12 protein-coding genes, 1 tRNA gene and 2 pseudogenes are annotated in these 19,700 nt (G+C 64.4%); 5 read left to right on the top strand and 10 right to left on the bottom strand.

The window, feature by feature from the left end; genetic code table 11:
- Positions 1–6: 6 nt before the first annotated feature.
- The 4 genes from ACV4UY_RS01430 to nagZ form a co-directional block, all read right to left on the bottom strand.
- The gene (locus tag ACV4UY_RS01430) at positions 7–1,191 is read right to left on the bottom strand and encodes a tyrosine-type recombinase/integrase (protein ID WP_491605884.1); all 1,185 of its coding nucleotides are present in this window, start codon (positions 1,189–1,191) and stop codon (positions 7–9) included.
- Positions 1,192–1,388: 197 nt separating this feature from the next.
- Positions 1,389–1,464, bottom strand: a tRNA-Glu gene (locus ACV4UY_RS01425).
- 258 nt (positions 1,465–1,722) lie between these two features.
- On the bottom strand, positions 1,723–2,118 hold the full coding sequence (locus tag ACV4UY_RS01420; protein ID WP_491605883.1) for a gamma-butyrobetaine hydroxylase family protein: 396 nt from the start codon (positions 2,116–2,118) through the stop codon (positions 1,723–1,725).
- A gap of 3 nt (positions 2,119–2,121) precedes the next feature.
- Positions 2,122–3,237, bottom strand: a complete 1,116-nt coding sequence (gene nagZ / locus ACV4UY_RS01415) for a beta-N-acetylhexosaminidase (protein WP_491605882.1) — start codon at positions 3,235–3,237, stop codon at positions 2,122–2,124.
- 95 nt (positions 3,238–3,332) lie between these two features.
- On the opposite strand from nagZ, the gene ACV4UY_RS01410 reads away from it, so the two are divergent.
- Positions 3,333–3,785 (top strand): VanZ family protein, encoded by a 453-nt coding sequence (locus ACV4UY_RS01410; RefSeq protein ID WP_491605881.1) that lies wholly within the window; start codon positions 3,333–3,335, stop codon positions 3,783–3,785.
- Between the two features lie 55 nt (positions 3,786–3,840).
- Here ACV4UY_RS01410 and ACV4UY_RS01405 read toward each other — a convergent pair whose 3' ends face one another.
- Positions 3,841–5,859: a molybdopterin-dependent oxidoreductase gene (locus ACV4UY_RS01405; RefSeq protein ID WP_491605880.1), complete on the bottom strand. Its 2,019-nt coding sequence runs from the start codon at positions 5,857–5,859 to the stop codon at positions 3,841–3,843.
- Between the two features lie 47 nt (positions 5,860–5,906).
- Here ACV4UY_RS01405 and nth point away from each other — a divergent pair, with 47 nt between their 5' ends.
- Positions 5,907–6,533, top strand: coding sequence for an endonuclease III (gene nth / locus ACV4UY_RS01400; RefSeq protein WP_491605879.1), 627 nt, complete (start codon positions 5,907–5,909; stop codon positions 6,531–6,533).
- A 5-nt stretch (positions 6,534–6,538) separates the two neighbouring features.
- Complete coding sequence (locus ACV4UY_RS01395) at positions 6,539–10,759, top strand: DEAD/DEAH box helicase (protein WP_491605878.1); 4,221 nt, start codon at positions 6,539–6,541, stop codon at positions 10,757–10,759.
- Between the two features lie 24 nt (positions 10,760–10,783).
- Here ACV4UY_RS01395 and ACV4UY_RS01390 read toward each other — a convergent pair whose 3' ends face one another.
- The 4 genes and pseudogenes from ACV4UY_RS01390 to ACV4UY_RS01375 all read right to left on the bottom strand — a co-directional run.
- Complete coding sequence (locus ACV4UY_RS01390; protein ID WP_491605877.1) at positions 10,784–14,455, bottom strand: AAA family ATPase; 3,672 nt, start codon at positions 14,453–14,455, stop codon at positions 10,784–10,786.
- Positions 14,456–14,462: 7 nt separating this feature from the next.
- Positions 14,463–15,704, bottom strand: coding sequence for an exonuclease SbcCD subunit D C-terminal domain-containing protein (locus tag ACV4UY_RS01385; RefSeq protein WP_491605876.1), 1,242 nt, complete (start codon positions 15,702–15,704; stop codon positions 14,463–14,465).
- Positions 15,705–15,720: 16 nt separating this feature from the next.
- Complete coding sequence (locus ACV4UY_RS01380; protein WP_491605875.1) at positions 15,721–16,626, bottom strand: 5'-nucleotidase; 906 nt, start codon at positions 16,624–16,626, stop codon at positions 15,721–15,723.
- A 455-nt stretch (positions 16,627–17,081) separates the two neighbouring features.
- Positions 17,082–17,285 (bottom strand): annotated as a pseudogene (locus ACV4UY_RS01375) (5'-nucleotidase); the annotation flags it as partial.
- A gap of 565 nt (positions 17,286–17,850) precedes the next feature.
- On the opposite strand from ACV4UY_RS01375, the gene ACV4UY_RS01370 reads away from it, so the two are divergent.
- Positions 17,851–18,555 (top strand): glutamine amidotransferase, encoded by a 705-nt coding sequence (locus ACV4UY_RS01370; RefSeq protein WP_491605874.1) that lies wholly within the window; start codon positions 17,851–17,853, stop codon positions 18,553–18,555.
- Between the two features lie 89 nt (positions 18,556–18,644).
- Here the strand turns inward: ACV4UY_RS01370 and ACV4UY_RS01365 are convergent, their stop codons facing one another.
- Positions 18,645–18,797, bottom strand: a complete 153-nt coding sequence (locus tag ACV4UY_RS01365; protein ID WP_491605923.1) for a (2Fe-2S)-binding protein — start codon at positions 18,795–18,797, stop codon at positions 18,645–18,647.
- Positions 18,798–19,194: 397 nt separating this feature from the next.
- Here ACV4UY_RS01365 and ACV4UY_RS01360 point away from each other — a divergent pair.
- A pseudogene (locus ACV4UY_RS01360) lies at positions 19,195–19,698 on the top strand (nitrate ABC transporter substrate-binding protein); the annotation flags it as partial.
- Between the last annotated feature and the right edge of the window lie 2 nt (positions 19,699–19,700).

Here is a 19,700-nt window from a genome sequence, read left to right as displayed (position 1 = left end):
CTCCCGTCACCCTGTCAGGCTGTCCAGATAGTCTGCCCAGGCTTGCATCATCTTGCGGCGTTCCGGCAGATACTCGGCGCGGTTGTAGGCCGCCCGTACCGCATTGCGTTCGGCGTGGGCGAGTTGGCGTTCAATGGCATCCGGTGCCCATCCCTGCTCGTTCAAGAGGGTACTGGCCATGCTTCGAAAGCCATGCCCGGTCATCTCCCCAACGGCATACCCCATGCGTCGCAGTGCGGCAGTCACGGTGTTCTCCGACATGGGGCGCTCCGCACTTCTGGCTCCTGGGAAAATATATCGACCGTCGCCTGTCAGAGGGTGGAGTTCGCGCAGGATCGCCATGGCTTGTGTGGACAGGGGGACAATGTGCGCCTCCCGCATCTTCATTTTGGCGGCAGGTATGCGCCATTCTTCCTTTTCAAAATTGATTTCAGACCATTCCGCGTGTCGCAATTCTCCTGGGCGGACAAATACCAGCGGGGCCAATTGCAAGGCGTTTCGTGTCACGGCATCCCCTTTGTATCCTCGGATGGCCCGCAGCAGCCCACCAATTTCCGCAGGATCCGTGATGGTCGGGTGGTGTTTCTCCTGCACCGGAGTCAAGGCGCGTGTCAGCGCCGTCGTGGGATCATATTCAGCTAGGCCTGATGCAATGGCGAATCGGAACACCATGCCGATGATCTGCTTGACGCGATGCATCGAGACGGTTACCCCGCGCTCCATCATCTTGTCCAGAAGCGCCAAGACGTGAGGGGTTTTGATATCGGTGATCACCATTGGGCCGATAACTGGGAAAACATCGCGCCCCAGGCGGCTGGTGACCAATGCCGTATGCTTCTCTGACCAGGATGGCGCCATCTTTTTGATCCACTGCCTAGCGATCACTTCAAAAGTGGTGCCGGGATCAGGAACGATGGGAGCCGATTTTTCCTCTTTTCGTTTCTCCCCCGGATCAACCCCTTCGGCCAGCAGTCGGCGCGCCTCGTCGCGTCTTTCGCGGGCAATCTTCAAGGCTACGTCGGGATACACCCCCAGGGAGAGCATTTTTTCTTTTCCCCCGAACGTGTACCGGAAACGCCACCATTTTCCACCGGACGGAGCAACCAAAAGGAACAGGCCCTTTTCATCAGGCATCTTAACCTGTTTGTCAGTGGGCTTGGCGTTTCGGCACGCAATGTCGGTCAGAGGCATCTTGCAATCCGCAGGGGAACGGGTAACAAACTGGCGGGTAACCCTGTTACCCGTCCACTCAAAGTTACCCGGATTGTTACCCGAAAAAATCACGGATGCAAGCAGATATGTACGGAAGAGTATGGAAGTAAAGGTTAGGCTAAATCGTTGATTTTTTATATTTTTTGGAGGTATACGGAAGAGTGCGGAAGGATAAATGGCGTCCCCAACGGGAGTCGAACCCGTGTTACCGGCGTGAGAGGCCGGCGTCCTAGGCCACTAGACGATGGGGACGTCTGCATGGCAGGCATCCTTTTAACCGATCGGGATGGGTTTGGGCAAGTTTTTTTCAACAGGGGATGGAATTTTTTCTCTGACATCCCGATTTGAAGGCCCGAGGTTGGGGTGGTGGGTCGGTTTTGCCATCCTCCCGTGCCGCGACTGGACGTGGGGGGTGTGGGCGGGGAGTGGGGCGGGGGGATGCATCCGCCCCGCCTCCACACAATCGGTTCGTTGGTGCGACTGGAAGGCTTTCAGGGGGCCGGCCCGCGTTCAGGTGGCTTGCAGGATCGGGATCACGCTGGCCTTGCGGCGCTTGCCGGCGGACTTCAACGCCTCCAGATAATCCTGCCAGATCGCCTCCATGCGCGCGCCCAAATCGAACAGGGTCTCCCAGGAGAACAGACCGCTGTCATGGCCGTCGCTGAAGCTGATCTTGATCGCGTAGTGACCCACCGGTTCGATGGCGCGGATGGTGACATCCTGCTGACCATCGATGAGTTGTGCCTGATCCGGGGTGTGGCCCACGCATTTGGCGCATGGACAACAGACCCTCAAAAACTCCATGGTGTAGCTGAATTTCTCGCCGGTATCCCAGCTGATCTCGACCAGCCGATCGGCCCGTTTCTGACGGATCTCGGTGGGGATGTGTTGACTGCCGTAGGACATGGTTCACTCGTGATGGGTTCGGGTTGATGGGATGCCGGGTGTGGTAGGGTCCACGGCGAACGCCTCTTCGGCGACCGCTTCCACCTGGGCGCGACGTTTGCGATAGCCTGGATCCTTGAGCAACCGGCGGATCGCGCCGGGTTCGAGCCGGTAGGGGGCCAGCACATGGCGGATGCGGCGGCGCGCAGCCTCCTCCTCGCCGACATCCAGTGTCCGGCTGGCCCGATCGATCCCCTCGATGACCGCTTCGTTGTCTTCCATGCGACCCGTGCAGCACAACACCAGATCGCATCCGGCCAGAATCGCCCGACGGGCGCGCTCTTCCATCGAGCCGTTCAACGCACCCATCTCCAGGGCGTCGGAAACGATGACACCCGGATAGCGCCATTTTTGACGCAACAATTTGTGCAACAGAGATCGCGACCATGTGGCCGGCACCCCGTCGTCGATCTGCGGCATGGCGATGTGGGCGGTCATCAGGCCGGGCAGAAAGTCCAACATGGCGCGGAAGGGATTCAGCTCCCATTTCTGCAGGGACTTGAGGCTCTTGTCGAGTATCGGCAGGGTGAGATGGGAGTCCGCGCGGGCCGCGCCATGGCCCGGAAAATGCTTACCGATAGCCATGACCCCCGTTTGACGGAAGCCGTGCAGCCACGAGGTGGCATTCATGATCACTTCCGAAAAATGGGCGCCAAAGGCCCGATCGCCAATCACCGGATCTGCGCCTGCTTCGCGAATGTCGAGCACCGGTGCGCAGTTGACTCCGATACCCAGGGCGCGAAGTTCCTCGCCGCACAGCCTTCCGGCGGTGAACAGCAGCCGTTCGGCACGGATCGGATCCGTGCGCGCCAACAAGGCGAACTGATAGGGACTGGGATGGCGGGTCAGGGGGTCGCGCAAACGTTGCACCCGTCCCCCCTCCTGATCGATCCAGATCGTCGGCGCCCCGGCGGTCTTGCCGATCGCCTTGATCAGGGCCGAGGTCTGTTTCAGACCGGCACTCAGATTGCGTCCGAACAGGATCACACCCGCTGGACGAACCCGATTCAAGAAGGTTGTTTCGGATTCTGAAAGTTCCGGTCCCTGGAGTGCGATAATTAGGTGGATTTGTGGTTTCATTCTGCTATAATCTCGACTCGCTACCGCTTGAGTGGCCAAAGGTCATGCGCCTTCAGGATGGCTTCCGCTTCAACACTAGGATATGGTCGGAAAAAATGCAACACGAAGCGATCAATAAACCGGAACTCCCCATGGATTGGAAGAAAAAGGCGCTTTATATCGGACTGTTGGTCGGTTACTCGATCGTGCTCTTCCTGCTCTCCACCATCACCGGACAGGAGTTGCCGGGGGCCCTTTTCGAGAACCAGGACAAGCTTGAACACCTCATGGCCTATGGTTTCATGGCCTTCGTCGCCTGGATCGCCATGCGGCAGTTGACCTCCTGGCGTCACCCCTGGCTGTGGGCCTGGGTCTATGCGGTCGGTTACGGCGTCACCGATGAGTGGCATCAACTCTTCGTGCCTGGTCGCTATGCGGATCTGCTCGATCTTCTGGCCGATGCCACCGGCGCCGCCCTGGCGATTCTCATCCTCGAGTACCATCGCTCCAGACGGGCCGCCCGGCCCATCCCGGTGTTGACCCAGCCGGTTCGTTATTCGGTTTTCTGAATTCTTCCGCATGCTCGGCGTCACGGGAGCCGGTGCCCGTGACGCCGCTCTTTCGTCAAGGCAGCCGCACCACCTCCACGCGGTTGTCGTGCAGGGCCGGTCCTCCGTCCGGCGCGACCCGCGTGGCGTGGGAGAGGGCGTTCAATCCGATCCCCTCCGGAAAAGCCGTTGCCGACTGATTCGATTCGCACAACGTCAAACCCGGACGCACCTCCGTGGTGATCCGCGCCCGCATGGTCAACCGCCCCACGCCGTTGTAGACCGCCACCCGATCCCCATCCTCGATGCCTCGCTTCTTTGCGTCCGCCGGGTTGATCCACAACAACGGGGGATGCCTTTGCGCGCGCGCGGTGCCGGAAAAGGTGGAGTTGAGCACCTCCAGGGCGGGTGGGGTCATGAAATCCAGTGGATAGGCTGCGGCTTCCGCCGGATCGTCCCGATGGTTGACCGGCCAGTGGTCCGGCAGGCGGGGCATGGCCGGGTCGGTCCAGTCGGGCCGGAAATGAAACCGCCGGTCCGGTTGCGGGAAACCGTCGCCAAAGTGCGCCCCCTCCCAGGAAGGGGCGCAGTCGATCCAGGGGCGCTCCCAGCTCTCGAGCGGCGGCAGCCCGGAGTCCGCCAGAATCCGGGTTATGGTCGCGGCGGTGTCGAGTTGAAAACAGGCATCCCCGAAGCCCATCCTTTGGGCCAGGGCGTTGACGAAATCGTGGTTGCTTCTCGCCTGGCCGGTGGCCGGCAGCAGCGGTTTGGTGTGTTGCAGGGCGTAGTGACCGTAGGATTTGTAGAGATCCGCGTGTTCCAGGAAAGTGGTCGCGGGGAGCAGGATATCGGCAAATCTGGCGGTATCGGTCATCACCTGTTCGTGGACCACGCTGAAGAGATCCTCCCGGCTCAATCCCACGTAGAGCCGTTGCAGATCCGGGCAGGTGGTCGCCGGATTGGCGTGGGAGATCATCAGTCCCTGAATGGGCGGGTCGAGTTCGGGATTGGTGAGCGACTCCCCGAGGCGGCTCATGTCGATCAGGCGTGTCGGGTGTGGCGCGTGGGGGGCGGGCATGGGACCGGTGGCGATGTTGAAGGCGCCGCCGGTCGCAAAGAGCGCGCCACCGCCTGGTTTTTTCCAGGCTCCGGTGAGGGCCGGCAGACACGATACCGCATGCACGTTCACGGCGCCGTTGTTCTGGCGGCTCATGCCCAGGCCCAGGCGGATGAACGGAGCCCGCGCCTGACCGTACATCCGGGCGAAGGCGCGGATGGTTGCCGCATCCAGGCCGGTGATCGGCGCGGCCCACTCCGGGGTGCGGGTCGCGAGGTGTTTTTCGATCTTGGCATCGAAATCGGTTCTTTCGGCCAGATAGGCCCGATCGGCCAGCCCTTCGTGCAAGAGCACGTTCATCATCGCCGCGGCCAGGGCCGCATCGGTTCCGGGTCGCAAGGGGAGATGCAGATCGGCAAGCCTGGCGGTCTGGTTGCGGTAGGGATCGACCACCACCAGTTTGGCGCCGTTGCGCCGCGCCTGCTTGACATGCCCCATCAGGGTGATGTGGGTGGCCGCCGCGTTGATGCCCCAGAGGATCGGCAGATCGCTTTGTGCGATTTCGACGGGATCGGGTCCGATGGCGAGACCCACGCCGGCTCGCCAGCCAGCCCAACCGATGGCGTAACAGATGTTGCCGTCGAGTCTGGAAAAGCCGGCCCGCGCGGTGAGACGGTCGTGGGTACGTCGCTGGACGATCCCCATGGTGCCGCCGTAGTAGACGGTCAGGATCGATTCCGGCCCTGGATCGCGGCGCAGTTCGTTGAAGCGGGTGGCGATGCGGTCGAGTGCCTCGTCCCAGGAGATGGGGCGGAAATCCCCAAGCCCTTTCGGACCGCGCCGGAGCAGAGGTTCGGTGATGCGCGGTCCGTGCTGGATTTCCTGATAGCGGGCCACCTTGCCGCAGATCACCCCACGGGTGAGCGGATGGTCCGGGTGGCCGTCGATGGCCACCAGACGGCCCTGGTCAAGCGTGACCTTCAGGGCGCAGGCGCCCGGACAGTCGAGGGGACAGACGCTATCGAGGATCGTGGTCATGGAACTCCTTTGCCTATCGGCTGGGATTCGGGGATAATCATCCGGTTATGGATACCTCACGCATTGTCGCACTTTTCGAGGCCTTTCGGGAAGCCAATCCGCATCCCCGTGGCGCCTTGCATTTTCGCACGCCCTTCGAACTCCTGGTGGCGGTGGTGCTCTCCGCCCAGTCCACCGACCAGGGGGTGAACCGGGCGACGCCGGCCTTGTTCGCCGCGGCGGGCGATCCCGCGGCCATGGTCGCCCTGGGCGAGGAGGCGATTCGCGAGCACATCCGTTCCCTGGGACTTTTCAACACCAAGGCGAAAAACATCCTGGCCCTCAGCCGACTGCTCGTCGAGCGGCACAACGGTCAGGTCCCTTCGGAACGGGCCGCGCTCGAAGCCCTCCCCGGCGTGGGACGCAAGAGCGCCAACGTGGTCTTGAACATCGCCTTCGGCCAACCCACCCTGGCGGTGGATACCCATGTGTTTCGCGTCGCCCATCGGCTGGGTCTGTCCGCCGGCAAAACTCCGGAGGCGGTCGAACGCGATCTGCTCGCCCGTATCCCGGACGACTTCCTTCTCCATGCCCACCACTGGTTGATCCTGCACGGTCGTCATGTCTGCATGGCCCGAAAACCGGCCTGCGACCGCTGCCTGGCGCGGCCCTGGTGTCCCACGGTCGAGGGGTGAACGCCATGGATGCCAGATTGCGCTTTGACTCCCTCTCTCCTTTGGAACTGTGCGTCGCGCGGCTGATCGCCATCTTTTATCTGCCGGTGACCCGCACGGAGCTTTTCAAGGCGCTGCAAAAGTGCGCGCCCGCCATTGCCGGCGCCCGCGGCACCGGGTTGAGCCATCAGCTTGACCTGGCCCTGGTCGTCTTGAAGGGCGAGGGCATGCTCGTGGATGAGAAAATCTCCCGAGGCGTGAATGGCGTGCGCATGCCGGCGGCCATCTCCTGGGAGGTGATGGAGCGGCTCGCGGAGGATGAGGAGAGCTTCGCGCCCCTGGTGGCCGCCGTGCAGGAGACCACGCCCGCCGTGATCCAGTACAGCTGGGGCATGGCGCGCGCGGTATCGCTGGATTTGTGCGTGCGCGAGATCCGCATCGGACTGTTCATGAACGATCTCAACCCGGTGCGCTATTTCCTGAATCTGGCGGAACGGGCCTTTCCCGATTTCGATCGTCCCTCGCTGCTGGTGCGTCTCTGTTTGCAACCGTTCCGTCCCGACTGGTTCGCCGCGCGCGAGCCGGCGCTGCAAGCCGAGGTGCTTGGCGGTCTGATCGCCGAGGTGACCCGTGGTTGTCTGCCGTTCGAGGGAATCATCCCGGTGCTGGAGGCCAGGCGCGAGCTGTCCGAGGAGGCGCACGGACCGTTGTTCCGGCATGTGCTGGTGGTGCTGCTGCTTCTTTCCGACCGGTTGGAGGAGGCCGGCGAGATTCTGCGCGGCCCGTTGCCCGTCGATGCCGCGTTGTGCCTGAAAGGGTGGTGGCACGCCCTGCGAGGGGAGTACGAACGGGCACTCCCGGTCTTCGAGGAGAGTCAGCGCACCTTCGAGAAAAGCAACAAGAGTAAGGGGAAAAAGCCCTTCCTGCGTCACCCGGGCGCCCTTTATTTCATCCTGGCCCTGCTCAAGACCGGCAACCGGCTCCATCGGCGCACCGCCATGGAATATATGGATCGGTTGTTCCGCGCCGGGGACGATCCGCTCCGGGTGGCCTACGAGGGGCTGTTCGCGCTGGCCCTGGTGATGGACAACCGGGTGCGCGCCGCCAAAAGCTGGTTGGATCGCGACGAGAACCTCCCCATGGATGAAGAGGTGTTCATCCAGACGATCCATCGCCAGCTGGTGAGCGGTCCGACGAACCGAACCCTTCGATCCATGCCCCCGGCGGGTCGTTTCTTCCAGGTGCTGGCCCAGTATTGGGTCGAGCCCGACAAGGCGCGCACGCAACAGTCCGAACTGGCAGAGTTGATCGAACAGGCCGAGATGAACGGTCACCGCTGGATGGCGCGCGAGGTCGGGGGGTTGCTGGCCGTCCTGGAGGGACGGGAGGTGAGCGAACGGCGCTGCGTGGTCGCGATGCTCCGTCCCAAGGAGACCTGGGAGTGGGCCTTGGAGGCCCTCGAGGATGTGGCCGGCGAGTTGCGCGACAGCCAGGGCGGCGCCAGTGAGGGCGAACCCCGCGAGGCGAGTCGTCTGATCTGGTTGATCAGCGTTCCCAAGAGTGGCCAGTGCTTCGTCACGGCCCGCGAACAGAAGACCACCGTCAAGGGAGAGTGGACCCGTGGTCGCGTGTTGACCCAGCGCACCCTGCGCGGTCTGACCCTGATGCCGGGTCGCCTGTCGCCCCAGGATGCCAAGCTTTGCTCGGCGGTGGAGGTCGATTTCAACCGCTACGGCGCGCGCGAAAGTCGTATGGAGGGGCATCGGTTGCTGCCGCTTCTGGTGGGCCATCCGCTGGTCTTCTGGGAGGAGGAGCCGACGGTGAACGTGGAGGTGGTGGCCGGGGAGCCGGAGTTGTGCGTACGCGAGGAGAAGGGGAGGCTGTTGATCCACTTCTCCGAGGATGCCACCCGCATCGGTGCCTACGCGCTTCGCGAAACCCCGACCCGCTGTCGGGTGGTGGAGATCCTGCCCCGTCACAAGGAGGTGGCCGACATCCTCGGCAAGGGGTTGGAGATCCCGGCGGGGGAGAGGGAACGGGTGCTGCGCATCCTGCCTGGACTCTCCACCCTGGCGACCCTGCAATCCGGGATCGGCGGCGTGGGCGAACATCTGCCGGAGGTCGAGGCCTCATCCAAACCGCGGGTGCAGGTGTTGCCCTATAATCAAGGGTTGCGGATCAAGATCATGACCCGTCCGTTTGGCGACGACGGACCATGGTTGCCGCCCGGAGAGGGGGCGTCCACCCTGATCGCCGAGGTGGGGGGACGTCGAGCCCAGACCCATCGGGATCTGAAGGAGGAACGCAAGCGCGCCGAACGGGTGCTCAAGACCTCGCCGATCCTGAATGCCAGTCGCAATCGGGAGTGGGAGTGGAGCTTCGACGAGCCGGAGTCCTGTTTGCAGCTGTTGTCCGAGCTGCATGATCTGGAGGACGGCGTGGAGCCGGAGTGGCCCGAGGGCGAACGGTTGCGGGTGAGTCGTCCGTTGTCGTTCGGGGCGATGCGCCTCTCCTTCGAGCGGCAGAAGGATTGGTTCGCGGTGGATGGAGGGTTGCGGGTCGATGAGACGCGGGTCATCGGTCTTCAAGAGTTGTTGAAAATCATGGAGGGGAACGAGGGGCGTTTCGTGCCGTTGGGCGAGGGACGCTATCTGGCCTTGACCGAGGAGTTTCGCAAGCGGCTGGCCCAGCTCGAGGCCTTTTCCCAGAGCGCGGGGGCCAAACGCCAGGTCCATCCGTTGGCCATCTCCGCCTTGGAGCCGATGATGCGCGAGGTCGGGGAGGGGTGGATCGATCCGGCCTGGGCCGAACAGATCGAACGGTTGCGGCGGGTCAACGACTGGGTGCCGGAGATCCCTTCCACCTTTACCGCCGAGCTGCGCGAATACCAGAAGGAGGGGGTGCGCTGGTTGCTGCGGCTGGCCTCCTGGGGAGCCGGGGCCTGTCTGGCCGACGACATGGGATTGGGCAAGACCTTGCAGGCTCTGGCGCTCCTGGTGGCGCGGGCGCCGGGCGGTCCGGCGCTGGTGGTGGCGCCGACCTCGGTGTGCATGAACTGGCTGGATGAGTCCCGACGCTGGGCTCCCACCCTGAACGTGCGGATGTTTGGCGGCGCGGACCGTCAGGAGCAGTTGGAGGGGTTGGGACCGTTCGACGTTCTGGTGTGCAGCTATGGCCTGATGCAGAACGAGTCGGAGCGGTTCGCGGCCATCCAATGGAACTCCCTGGTGCTCGACGAGGCCCAGGCGATCAAGAACCGCATGACCAAACGTTCCAAGGCGGTGATGGAGTTGACCGCCGCCTTCCGCATGGTGACCACCGGCACGCCGGTGGAGAACCATCTGGGCGAGCTGTGGAACATCTTTCGTTTCCTCAATTCCGGCCTGTTGGGTTCCCTGGAGCGGTTCAACAAGCGTTTCGCCGGGCCGATCGAGCGGGATGGCAACGACGAGGCGCGTCTGCGTTTGAAGAGCCTGATCCGTCCGTTCGTGTTGCGGCGTTTGAAGAGTCAGGTGCTCGAGGAGTTGCCGCCGCGCACCGAGATCACCCTGCGGGTGGAGCTGGACGACCAGGAGCGGGCTTTTTACGAGGCGTTGCGCCGCAACGCGGTGGAGCGGTTGAGCGCCATCCAGGGGCCGGAGGAGGATCGGCGCTTCCAGATCCTCGCCGAGATCACCCGATTGCGGCGCGCCTGTTGTCATCCGGCGCTGGTGGTGCCCGAGTGCGGTCTGCCGGGTGCCAAGGTGGCGTTGTTCGCGGAGGTGCTCGAGGAGTTGTTGGCCAATGGTCACAAGGTGCTGGTGTTCAGTCAGTTCACCAGCTATCTGGCCATCATTCGGGAGTTGCTGGATCGGGAGAAGGTCGTCTACCAGTATCTGGATGGCGCCACCCCGCCCGCCGCGCGGCGCGAGGCGGTGGAGGCGTTCCAGTCCGGGGTGGGGGATCTGTTTCTGATCAGCCTGAAGGCGGGCGGATTGGGGTTGAACCTGACCGCTGCGGATTATGTGATCCACATGGATCCCTGGTGGAATCCGGCGGTGGAGGATCAGGCCTCGGACCGTGCCCACCGTTTCGGGCAACAGCGTCCGGTGACGGTCTATCGCCTGGTGATTCGCGACTCCATCGAGGAGAAGATCGTCGATCTGCATCGCCACAAGCGCGATCTGGCCGACGGGTTGCTCGATGGCGGGCAGACCGCGGCCAACATCTCCCCCGAGGAGTTGATGCGGTTGCTGGTCGAGGGGTAGGGGGTATTCGCGCGATCCACGCGCTCACGCCTCCAGCCGCACGCCCGGCCCCTCGATCACGCTCCGCCCCCCCGCGCGCGGCGCCACCCGGATGCGGGCGCGGATCCGTTCTTGCAATGCCGGAACGTGGGAGATCACCCCGATCACCTTCCCCTCGCGCCGCAAACCGGCCAAGGTCTCCAATGCGATCCCCAACGACTCCTCGTCCAACGTGCCGAACCCCTCGTCCAGAAACAACGAATCCACCCGCGCGTTCTGACTGGAGAGACTCGACAATCCGAGCGCCAGCGCCAGACTGACCAGAAAACTCTCGCCACCCGACAGATTGCGCGCCGACCGGATTTCGCCGGCCTGATAGAGATCCTGAATGCGCATCGCCAACGGTTGTTCGAGATCCTGAATCAACGCATACCGGTCGCTCATGCCGCGCAACTGCCGGTTGGCGCTCGTCAACACCCGCTCCAGGGTGAGACCTTGCACGAAATCCCGATAGCGCTTGCCATCCTCCGAGCCGATCAAGCCGTGCAACAGCTCCCAACGTCGCGACAGCCCCTCTTGATGTGTCAGCGCTTGTCGCCGCCTCTCCAGCTCCTCCTTTTTGGCGGCATTTTCGAGCCAGATCCGCTCCAGACCGCCCAACGCACCCCGAATCAGCCGTTGCCGCTCCTCTTGCCGCTGTCTGGCTGTCTGGAGCTGGAGGGCGGAAAGATCGGTGACCCGAAGCGCCCGTTCGACCTCGAGATGCCGCCGCTTTTCGGCGGTCAACGATTCGATCTCGGCCTGGAGCCGTTGCAGCGTCTCGAACCGCTCACGCCATGCCGACCGCTCCGCCTCGGAAGCCGAGGCGCGCCGGAACTCCCCCTCATCCGCGAAACCCAGACGCTCCAGTTCGGCGAGAAAGGAGGTCTCCTCGCCGGCAAGCGTCGTCGCCCGTTCGCCCAGGGATCCCACCAGGGCGGCCTGGCGTCGCAGTCGTTCGGTCAGCTGGCTCCGTGCCTGTTCCAGCGTGCCGTCATGGGCGCGCAGATCCGCCTCGGCCTCCTCGACGGACGCGGCCAGGGAACGTGCCTCCTCGTCCGGGTTTCGCTCCCCCAGAAGCTCCCGGCGGGTGACGCGCAACCCCTCCAGGGTCGTCCGCAAGGCCTGGCGCCGGCTCTCCCGTTCGAGGATGGCCAGCCGCGACCGTTCGATCTCCAGCCCGTGCCGTTCGCGAGCGCCGATCAGCTCCAGGCGTTGGGCCTCGTTGGCCGCGCGTCGCGCCACGCACCCCAGCCAGGCCGCCTTGCGGTCGCTCAACGCGCGACGCAGCGTTGCGGGGTTCCCGTCGTCGGATACCACGATCCCCAATCCGGTCAAGGTGCGCGCCAGCTCCTCGCGCGCCGCGCCGACCGTGGCCGCGAGCGCGGTCAACTCCGTTTGACACCGCTCCAGGGACTCCCGCGCGCTGGTGTGATCGGTGATCGCCCGCCACTGCTCCCGCTCGCGTCCGGCAACCCCCTCCCGTGCCGTCTCCAGTTCGGTCCGCAGCCCGTGCAACGTCCCCTCGAGGGTGTCGAGGGCTTCGAGCCGTGCGTTCAACCGCTTCAGTCGGTTCCGGGTCTCCTCCAGCAGTTGATGCCCATCGTGGGCCGATAAGGGCGCGGAGGGATCCAACTCCAGCATCCCCACCAGACGCTGAACATCGGCTTCGAGATTCTCGAGTCCCCTGGCGTCGATCGCCAGCCGCGTCTCCAGCTCTTCCAGGGCGCTCTCTTCGCGCAGCAAGGCGCGCTGGCTCTCCAGGATTTCGTCCTGCAACGTCCGCAGGGTGGCGCGAAGCGTGGATGAATCGTGCGTGGGCGCCGCTTCCGGGTGTGGCGCGTGGGTGAAGGGGTGTTCCGTGGCTCCGCACAGCGGACAGGGGTGATCGGCGATCAACTGTTTCCGCGCTTCGGCGAAGCTGAGAATCGCCTGCCTGGCGAGCCGCTCGGCATCCAGACGGTCGCGCTCGGCTTCCAGATCCCGCAAACGGGTTTGCTGATCGACCAGTCGCGCCGCGAGGAGGGGTTTGTTTCGCTGCATCGACGCCCGACGTTCCAGCCGGGTTTGGTGATCGGCGCGGGAGGTCTCCAGGTTGCGCAGCGTGGTGACGAGCGTTTCGAGATGGAAAAGATGCTCGCGACAGCGGGTTTGCTCTTCGCGCCAGAGCGGGATGGCGCGTCCTTCCAGCAGATCGTCGCGATGGCTTTGCCGTTCGTTCTGGCGGGTCGCGAGCGCATCGAGATGCGCGCGGGCCTCACCCAGGGCCGCATCCGCCTGGTTGGTGGCCGCGCTGGCGATTTTCAGCCGCTCTCGCGCCTCTTCGCGGGCCTTGAGCCACGTCTGATGCTGGTGTTGTCGTCCCTCCCACAGCTCGATCCGCGTCAGGATCCCGCTCAGATGCTCCACCAGGTTTCCATCGGCGCGGTTGGCATCCGATTCGGCGCGCAGGGTGGCCGCGTCTCGTTCCACCTGCTCCAGCGCGGTTTGGGCTTGCCGCAGCGCGGCGTTCTCCCGCGCTTGATCCTGGGCGAGACGGACCAGTTCGTCGTCGAGCGTGCGGATGGGTCCGGTCTGTTCGGTCAGGCGGATGTCGAGCGACCGAACTTCGTTGAGTCGAGGGAGTGCCTCTTTTTGCGCCGTCCGACGCGCCTCCAGATGGGAAAGCGCCCGTGCGCGGCCTGCCTCGGCCTCGGCGAGCGTCGTCTGCATGGCGGGAAGCTCCACGAGCAGCCCCTCCAGGATGGTCTGCTCGTGGGTCTGGGCCGCGCGCAGCAGTTCGAGCCGGGCATGGGCGGGGGCGAGGTTGAGCGCCCGTTCGGCGGCATGCAGGTGCGCCAGTTCGGGCGCGAATTGCCGCCAGGCCCCTTCCCAGTCGGTATGGCGTCGCGCCAGTTCCGACAGCGCCCCCTCAAGCGCCACCAGCCCGGCCCGCCAGCCGATGGCGCGATCGATCTCCGCCAGCCGGTTGCCGAGCGCCTCTTCGGCGAGCAATCCGACTGCCCGTTCGAGGGCCAGCCCCGCCTCTTCCTCCTCTGAAAGCATGGGCAACGCCTCGACCTCGCGCGCCAGCCGCTCCCGTTCGCGACGCTCCTCGGCGCGCCGTTCGTGAACCCGTCGGGAGATGTCGCTGTAGATCGCGGTGCCGGTGATCTGTTCGAGAATTTCCGCCCGTTCGCTCTGTTCGGCTTGCAGGAAGGCAGCGAACCGACCCTGGGCCAGCAGCATGGCGCGGGTGAAGCGGTCGAAATCCAGGCCGGTCAGCTCTTCCACCCGTTTGGGGACCGTGGTGCGTTTTTCGGCCAGGATCTTCCCGGTGTCGGCCTCGACGAGTTCATGAGCCGGGGGTTGCAACGTGCCGTCGGGCTTGCCGCGCGCGCGGCGCTGGCGCCAGTGGCAACGGTAGGTGCCGCCCCGGGCCGCGAAGGTCACTTCGGCGAAACACTCCCCGCGCCGCCGGCTGAGAATTTCGTTGTCCGAGTCGGTGATCCGCCCCAACCGGGGGGTGGCGCCGTAGAGGGCCAGACAGATGGCGTCGAACAGGGTGCTTTTGCCTGCTCCGGTCGGACCGGTGATCACGAAGAGGCCATCTTGCGTGAAGGCCGGATGGGTGAGATCGATGCGCCAGGCGTCGGTCAGGGAGTTGAGATTTTTCAGACGGATCTCGAGAATGCGCATCGCCGCTTCAACCTCGGGAGGATGGATCGTCGTGGAGGAGCGCGGCCAGGATCTCGTCGTGGGCCGCGATCAGGGCCGGTCGCTCCTCATCCGGGATGCGGCGCAGTTCCAGACAGCGCAGGAACACCTCGTCGGGGGTCAACGCCTCCAGATGGAGGCCCTCCTCGTCGGCGCCCCCCAGGGCCAGGGAAGCGGTGAGGCGTGCGTCGCGCAGGGCCAGGATCACCACCTGGGAACGTTCCACCCGCTGGTTGAGCTGGTCGCGCAGATCGCCGATCGGCTCGGATCCGGTGTACAGGAGTTCGATCCAGATGCTTTCGTTCGTGGCGACGTGTGCCTGGAGTTGATCCAGGAGCGATGCGCGATCCCCCTGGAGGCGCGCCATTTTTTGGAAGGTCGGCACGGGCGCGAGCTGGATGCGCGGGCGCTGATCGGGTGCGAGATCGACCAGACAGAGGCTTTTGGTCACTCCGGCCTCGCCGAAGCCCAACGGCAGCGGTGCGCCGCTGTAGCGGCGGCTCTCCGACGGGCCGATTTTTTGCGCCTGATGCAGATGGCCCAGGGCCACGTAGTCCACATCTTCGGGAAAGAGATCCACCGGTACCCGCGCCAGCGATCCCACGTAAAGTTCCCGCACCCCGTCGCCCTCGCGGACCCGTCCACCGGCTACGAACAGATGGCCCATCGCCACCACGGGCGCCGCTCCCCCCAGGTCGTCACGCTGCGCGCGCGCCAGATCGATCACCGCCGCGTAATGGGCGAAGATCCCTTCGAGCCACTTGCGATCCTTGTCCGCGCCGCTCTCCCCGGCCTCGGCGAGGCGGAGGTCCCGATCTCTCAGATGGGGCACGGCGCAGACGATCAGCTCGGGACGGCCCGTCGGATCCTTCAGCACCACAACCTCATCCGCCGGGTCGTCGCCGATGGCGCCGATCACCCGCACGTTCAGCGCCGCCAGCAGGGTTTTCGGCGCTTCGAGCAGGGATGGGGAGTCGTGGTTGCCGCCGATCACCACCACATGGCGACAGCCGGTGCCGGAGACCTGGGCCAGAAACCGGTAATAAAGTTCCTGGGCGCGATGGGACGGGGTGGTGCCATCGAAGAGATCGCCGGCGATCAGCAGCGTCTCGACCCGTTCCTGGCGCAGCGTGGCGATCAGCCAGTCGAGAAAGGCGGCGAACTCGCCATCGCGTTTCTGCCCGCGCAGCAGGTGGCCCAGGTGCCAGTCCGAGGTGTGACAGATGCGCATGGACTCTCCCGTTTGGTCAACCCTTGGCGCGCGGCACATGGCCGGCGGGCACGAAGCGGCGCGCCGACTCGCAATGGCCGGTGTGGTCGTCGAAGAAGATGTCGGCCCCGAAGGCCACCAGGAACTCCGCCTTGTCCAGTCCGCCCAGAAAGAGCAGTTCATCCACGCGGATGTTCCAGGCGCGCAGGGTGCGGATCACCCGTTCGTGGGCCGGGGCTCCGCGCGAGGTGACCAGCGCGGTGCGGATCGGGCAGAGATTCGGCGCATGGCGCTGCTGGATCCGTTGCAGGGCTTCGAGCAGCGGGCGGAACGGGCCATCCGGGAGCGGTTCGTGGGCGCTCAAGCTTTCGTGTTCGTGGAAGGCGGCCAGACCGCGCTCTTCGTAGATCCGTTCCGAGGCGTCGGAGAAGAGCACCGCGTCGCCGTCGAAGGCCAGTCGCAGCGGACCGCAAGCCGTCTCCGGCGACGGTGTGGTGTCGCCGGGAGGCAGGATCACCGCGGCGGCCAGTCCGGCTTGCAGGGCCATGCGGGCATCCTCGGGGTCGAGCGAGAGGAACAGATGAGCCTGGAACGCCGCCGCGTAGGGCCACAGGTTCCCCCCGGAGGTGAAGACCGCGCGGCTGATGTCGAGTCCGTGGTGGCGAATGGCGTTGAAGACCCGCAATCCGGTATCCGCGCTGTTGCGCGACAACAGGATCACCTCCACCGTGGGCGCGGAGGGGTCGGCCTGGTTCAAGGCGAGCAGTTTTTTCACCAGGGGGAAGGCTGGACCGGGTTGCAACGGTTGATCCTCGCGGGCGATCTGCCAAAGGGCATAGGCCTCGACCCCTTGTTGTTCGAAGACGGCGTGGCTCTGTTCGAGATCGAACAGGGCGCGGGAGGAGATCGCCACGATCAGCGGGGAGACGGCAGGGTGGGGCATCGGCGTTTGCCCGTTGGTGTGGAGTGGTTGGCGGGATCGGCCTTGGGGTCGTTGGTTGGATATCAGTGTACACGTTGCGCGTGATGACGCCAGTGTTAAACCTCGCCCATCACGGGATGCGTCGTTCCAGGATCAAGGGTCCAGGAGGATTATCCCCCTGGTGGGATCCAAGGGCAAAGTCCTTGTGACTTTAATTTTTGACTTTAGCGCGCTCTTCTCAAAGAAGCATTTTTCGCGTCTTTTGCGAAAAACGCGTCGCGCGCACTCTTCGCGAGCTTCGTTTCCGCCTTTTACCGTGGAACTCCCGTAACAGAGGTCCACGGTCGGGGGTGAGGGGGGCTCCCCCCAGCATGCAAGTTTGGAAACGAAGCTCGTATTTTGCACGGTGGTCTTGCGGGAAACGACGCATCTCAAAATAGACGCGGTTTACCATGGTGTCGGGGGTGGATCCCCGGTAGGGCGGCCTGGTTCAAGGCGAGCAGTTTTTTCACCAGGGGGAAGGCTGGACCGGGTTGCAACGGTTGATCCTCGCGGGCGATCTGCCAAAGGGCATAGGCCTCGACCCCTTGTTGTTCGAAGACGGCGTGGCTCTGTTCGAGATCGAACAGGGCGCGGGAGGAGATCGCCACGATCAGCGGGGAGACGGCAGGGTGGGGCATCGGCGTTTGCCCGTTGGTGTGGAGTGGTTGGCGGGATCGGCCTTGGGGTCGTTGGTTGGATATCAGTGTACACGTTGCGCGTGATGACGCCAGTGTTAAACCTCGCCCATCACGGGATGCGTCGTTCCAGGATCAAGGGTCCAGGAGGATTATCCCCCTGGTGGGATCCAAGGGCAAAGTCCTTGTGACTTTAATTTTTGACTTTAGCGCGCTCTTCTCAAAGAAGCATTTTTCGCGTCTTTTGCGAAAAACGCGTCGCGCGCACTCTTCGCGAGCTTCGTTTCCGCCTTTTACCGTGGAACTCCCGTAACAGAGGTCCACGGTCGGGGGTGAGGGGGGCTCCCCCCAGCATGCAAGTTTGGAAACGAAGCTCGTATTTTGCACGGTGGTCTTGCGGGAAACGACGCATCTCAAAATAGACGCGGTTTACCATGGTGTCGGGGGTGGATCCCCGGTAGGGATGACGTGGACGATTGCCGAGCGGGTTGGGTGATGATAAGATGGAGCGTTCATTGACATGATCTTCGGATCGTGATGGCAAACCGACGGACACGGGAGCGGGTGCATGAAAAAATTGTTGGCCATTCGGCATGTGGCATTCGAGGATCTGGGGAGCCTGGAGCCCCTGGCGCTGGAGCGGGGATTCGCGATTCGTTATCTGGAGGCGGGCGTGGACGATCTGGCCGGGGTCGATCCCCTGGGCGATGATCTGCTGGTGGTGTTGGGCGGACCGATCAGCGTCTACGAGGCGGATGTTTATCCGTTCATCGACGACGAGTTGGCCCTGCTGCGGGTGCGTCTGGCGGCGGACCGGCCCACCCTGGGGATCTGTCTGGGGGCGCAGATGATGGCCACCGCCCTGGGAGCGCGGGTCTATTCGGGTGGCAAGAAGGAGATCGGCTGGACCCCCTTGACCCTCACCGGGGCGGGGGAGCGTTCGCCGTTGCGGCATCTGGTCGGAGAGGGGCGTTCCATGCTGCACTGGCACGGGGACACCTTCGAGCTTCCCGATGGCGCGGAGTTGCTCGCTTCCACCCCGCTCTATCCCCATCAGGCGTTTCGCTGGGGCGCGCGGGGATTGGCTTTTCAGTGTCACCCCGAGGTGCGCGCCGGGCGCATCGAGACGTGGCTGATCGGCCATGCCGCCGAGTTGGGGCAGAGTCGCATCTCCGTGCCCGCCTTGCGCGAGGCGTCGCGTCGGCTCGGTCCGGCCCTGGAGAACGCCGGACGGGCTTGTTTGGGCGCGTGGCTGGATGGGGTGGTGGGGTGAGGTGAAGGCAGAGCGATCATGGCATCGTCCCGCCGGGGTCCGGCTTGGTCCCCGGTCGGGGCGGGGCAGCGCCCCGCTATGGATCCATCTCACGCGGCCAGCAATCCCCGAATCTCCGCCACGCACGATCCGCAGCCGGTGCCGGCCTTGAGCCGCTGTCCCATCCCTTCCACCGTGGTCTCGCCGGCCTGGATCGCGGTGCGGATCGCCTCTTCGCTCACCCCGTGACAGGCGCAGATCATCCGTTCCGTCGCCCGCTTGCCCGCTTGCGCCGCTCCGGACAGAAGCGCTTGTGCCGACCAGTGGGGATCGTCGAAGAAGGGCAGCAGCCGGGATGGATCGGGCAGGGCATCCCCCGGCTCGATGAACAGGCACCCCATCAACCGATCCCGCACACGCCAGGCGCGCCGGAACCGGCCATGGGCCGGATCGGCATAATCGATCCATTCCGCCCCTTCTTCGGCCTCGAGCCAGGCGGCGCTCTGGGATTTCCAGTCGGAAAGCGCGGTCAATCCCTCCAGATCATAACGCCAGATGCCGTTGCCCAAAGCGCGCCGACACCACCAACTCCCCTCGGGCTCGACCGGTTTGCGGGAGAGCAGCACCCCGCGCCAGTGACGCATCACCGGCGCGATGGAGATTCGCGCCGCCATGTGGCTCGACGAACGCCAGAACGCCAACCGGCCCGAGGCGGTCAGGATCCTCTCCCAGGCCAAGTATGTGGGCGCCGATGCCCAGGTGATCGCCAACTCCATGACCGGCATCTTCGAATACGAAAAGGGGGATCGCCGTCCGGCCCCGGATTTCAACGTCTTCTTCCGCTACTTCGCCAACTTCCCCTACCAGTCGGACGCGGTGTGGTATCTCACCCAGATGCGCCGCTGGGGCCAGATCCCGGAAGGCAAGTCCGACGACTGGTATCGGGATGCCGCCCGCAAGGTCTACCGTCCGGACATCTACATCGAGGCGGCCAGGATGCTTTTGGACGAGGGCAAGATCAAGGAGGCCGATGTCCCCTGGAAGAGCGACGGCTATCGCGAACCGCAAGGGGGGGTCATCGACGGCATCGTCTTCGATGGCCGCAAGCCCAACGACTATCTCGCCTCCCTCCCCATCGGCCTCAAGGGTCAGGAGAAGGTGTGACG

The organism is Candidatus Magnetaquiglobus sp., from assembly GCF_058402785.1.
Note: the sequence above shows the minus strand (reverse complement) of the source record. Positions and strands in the feature narration are given on the sequence as shown.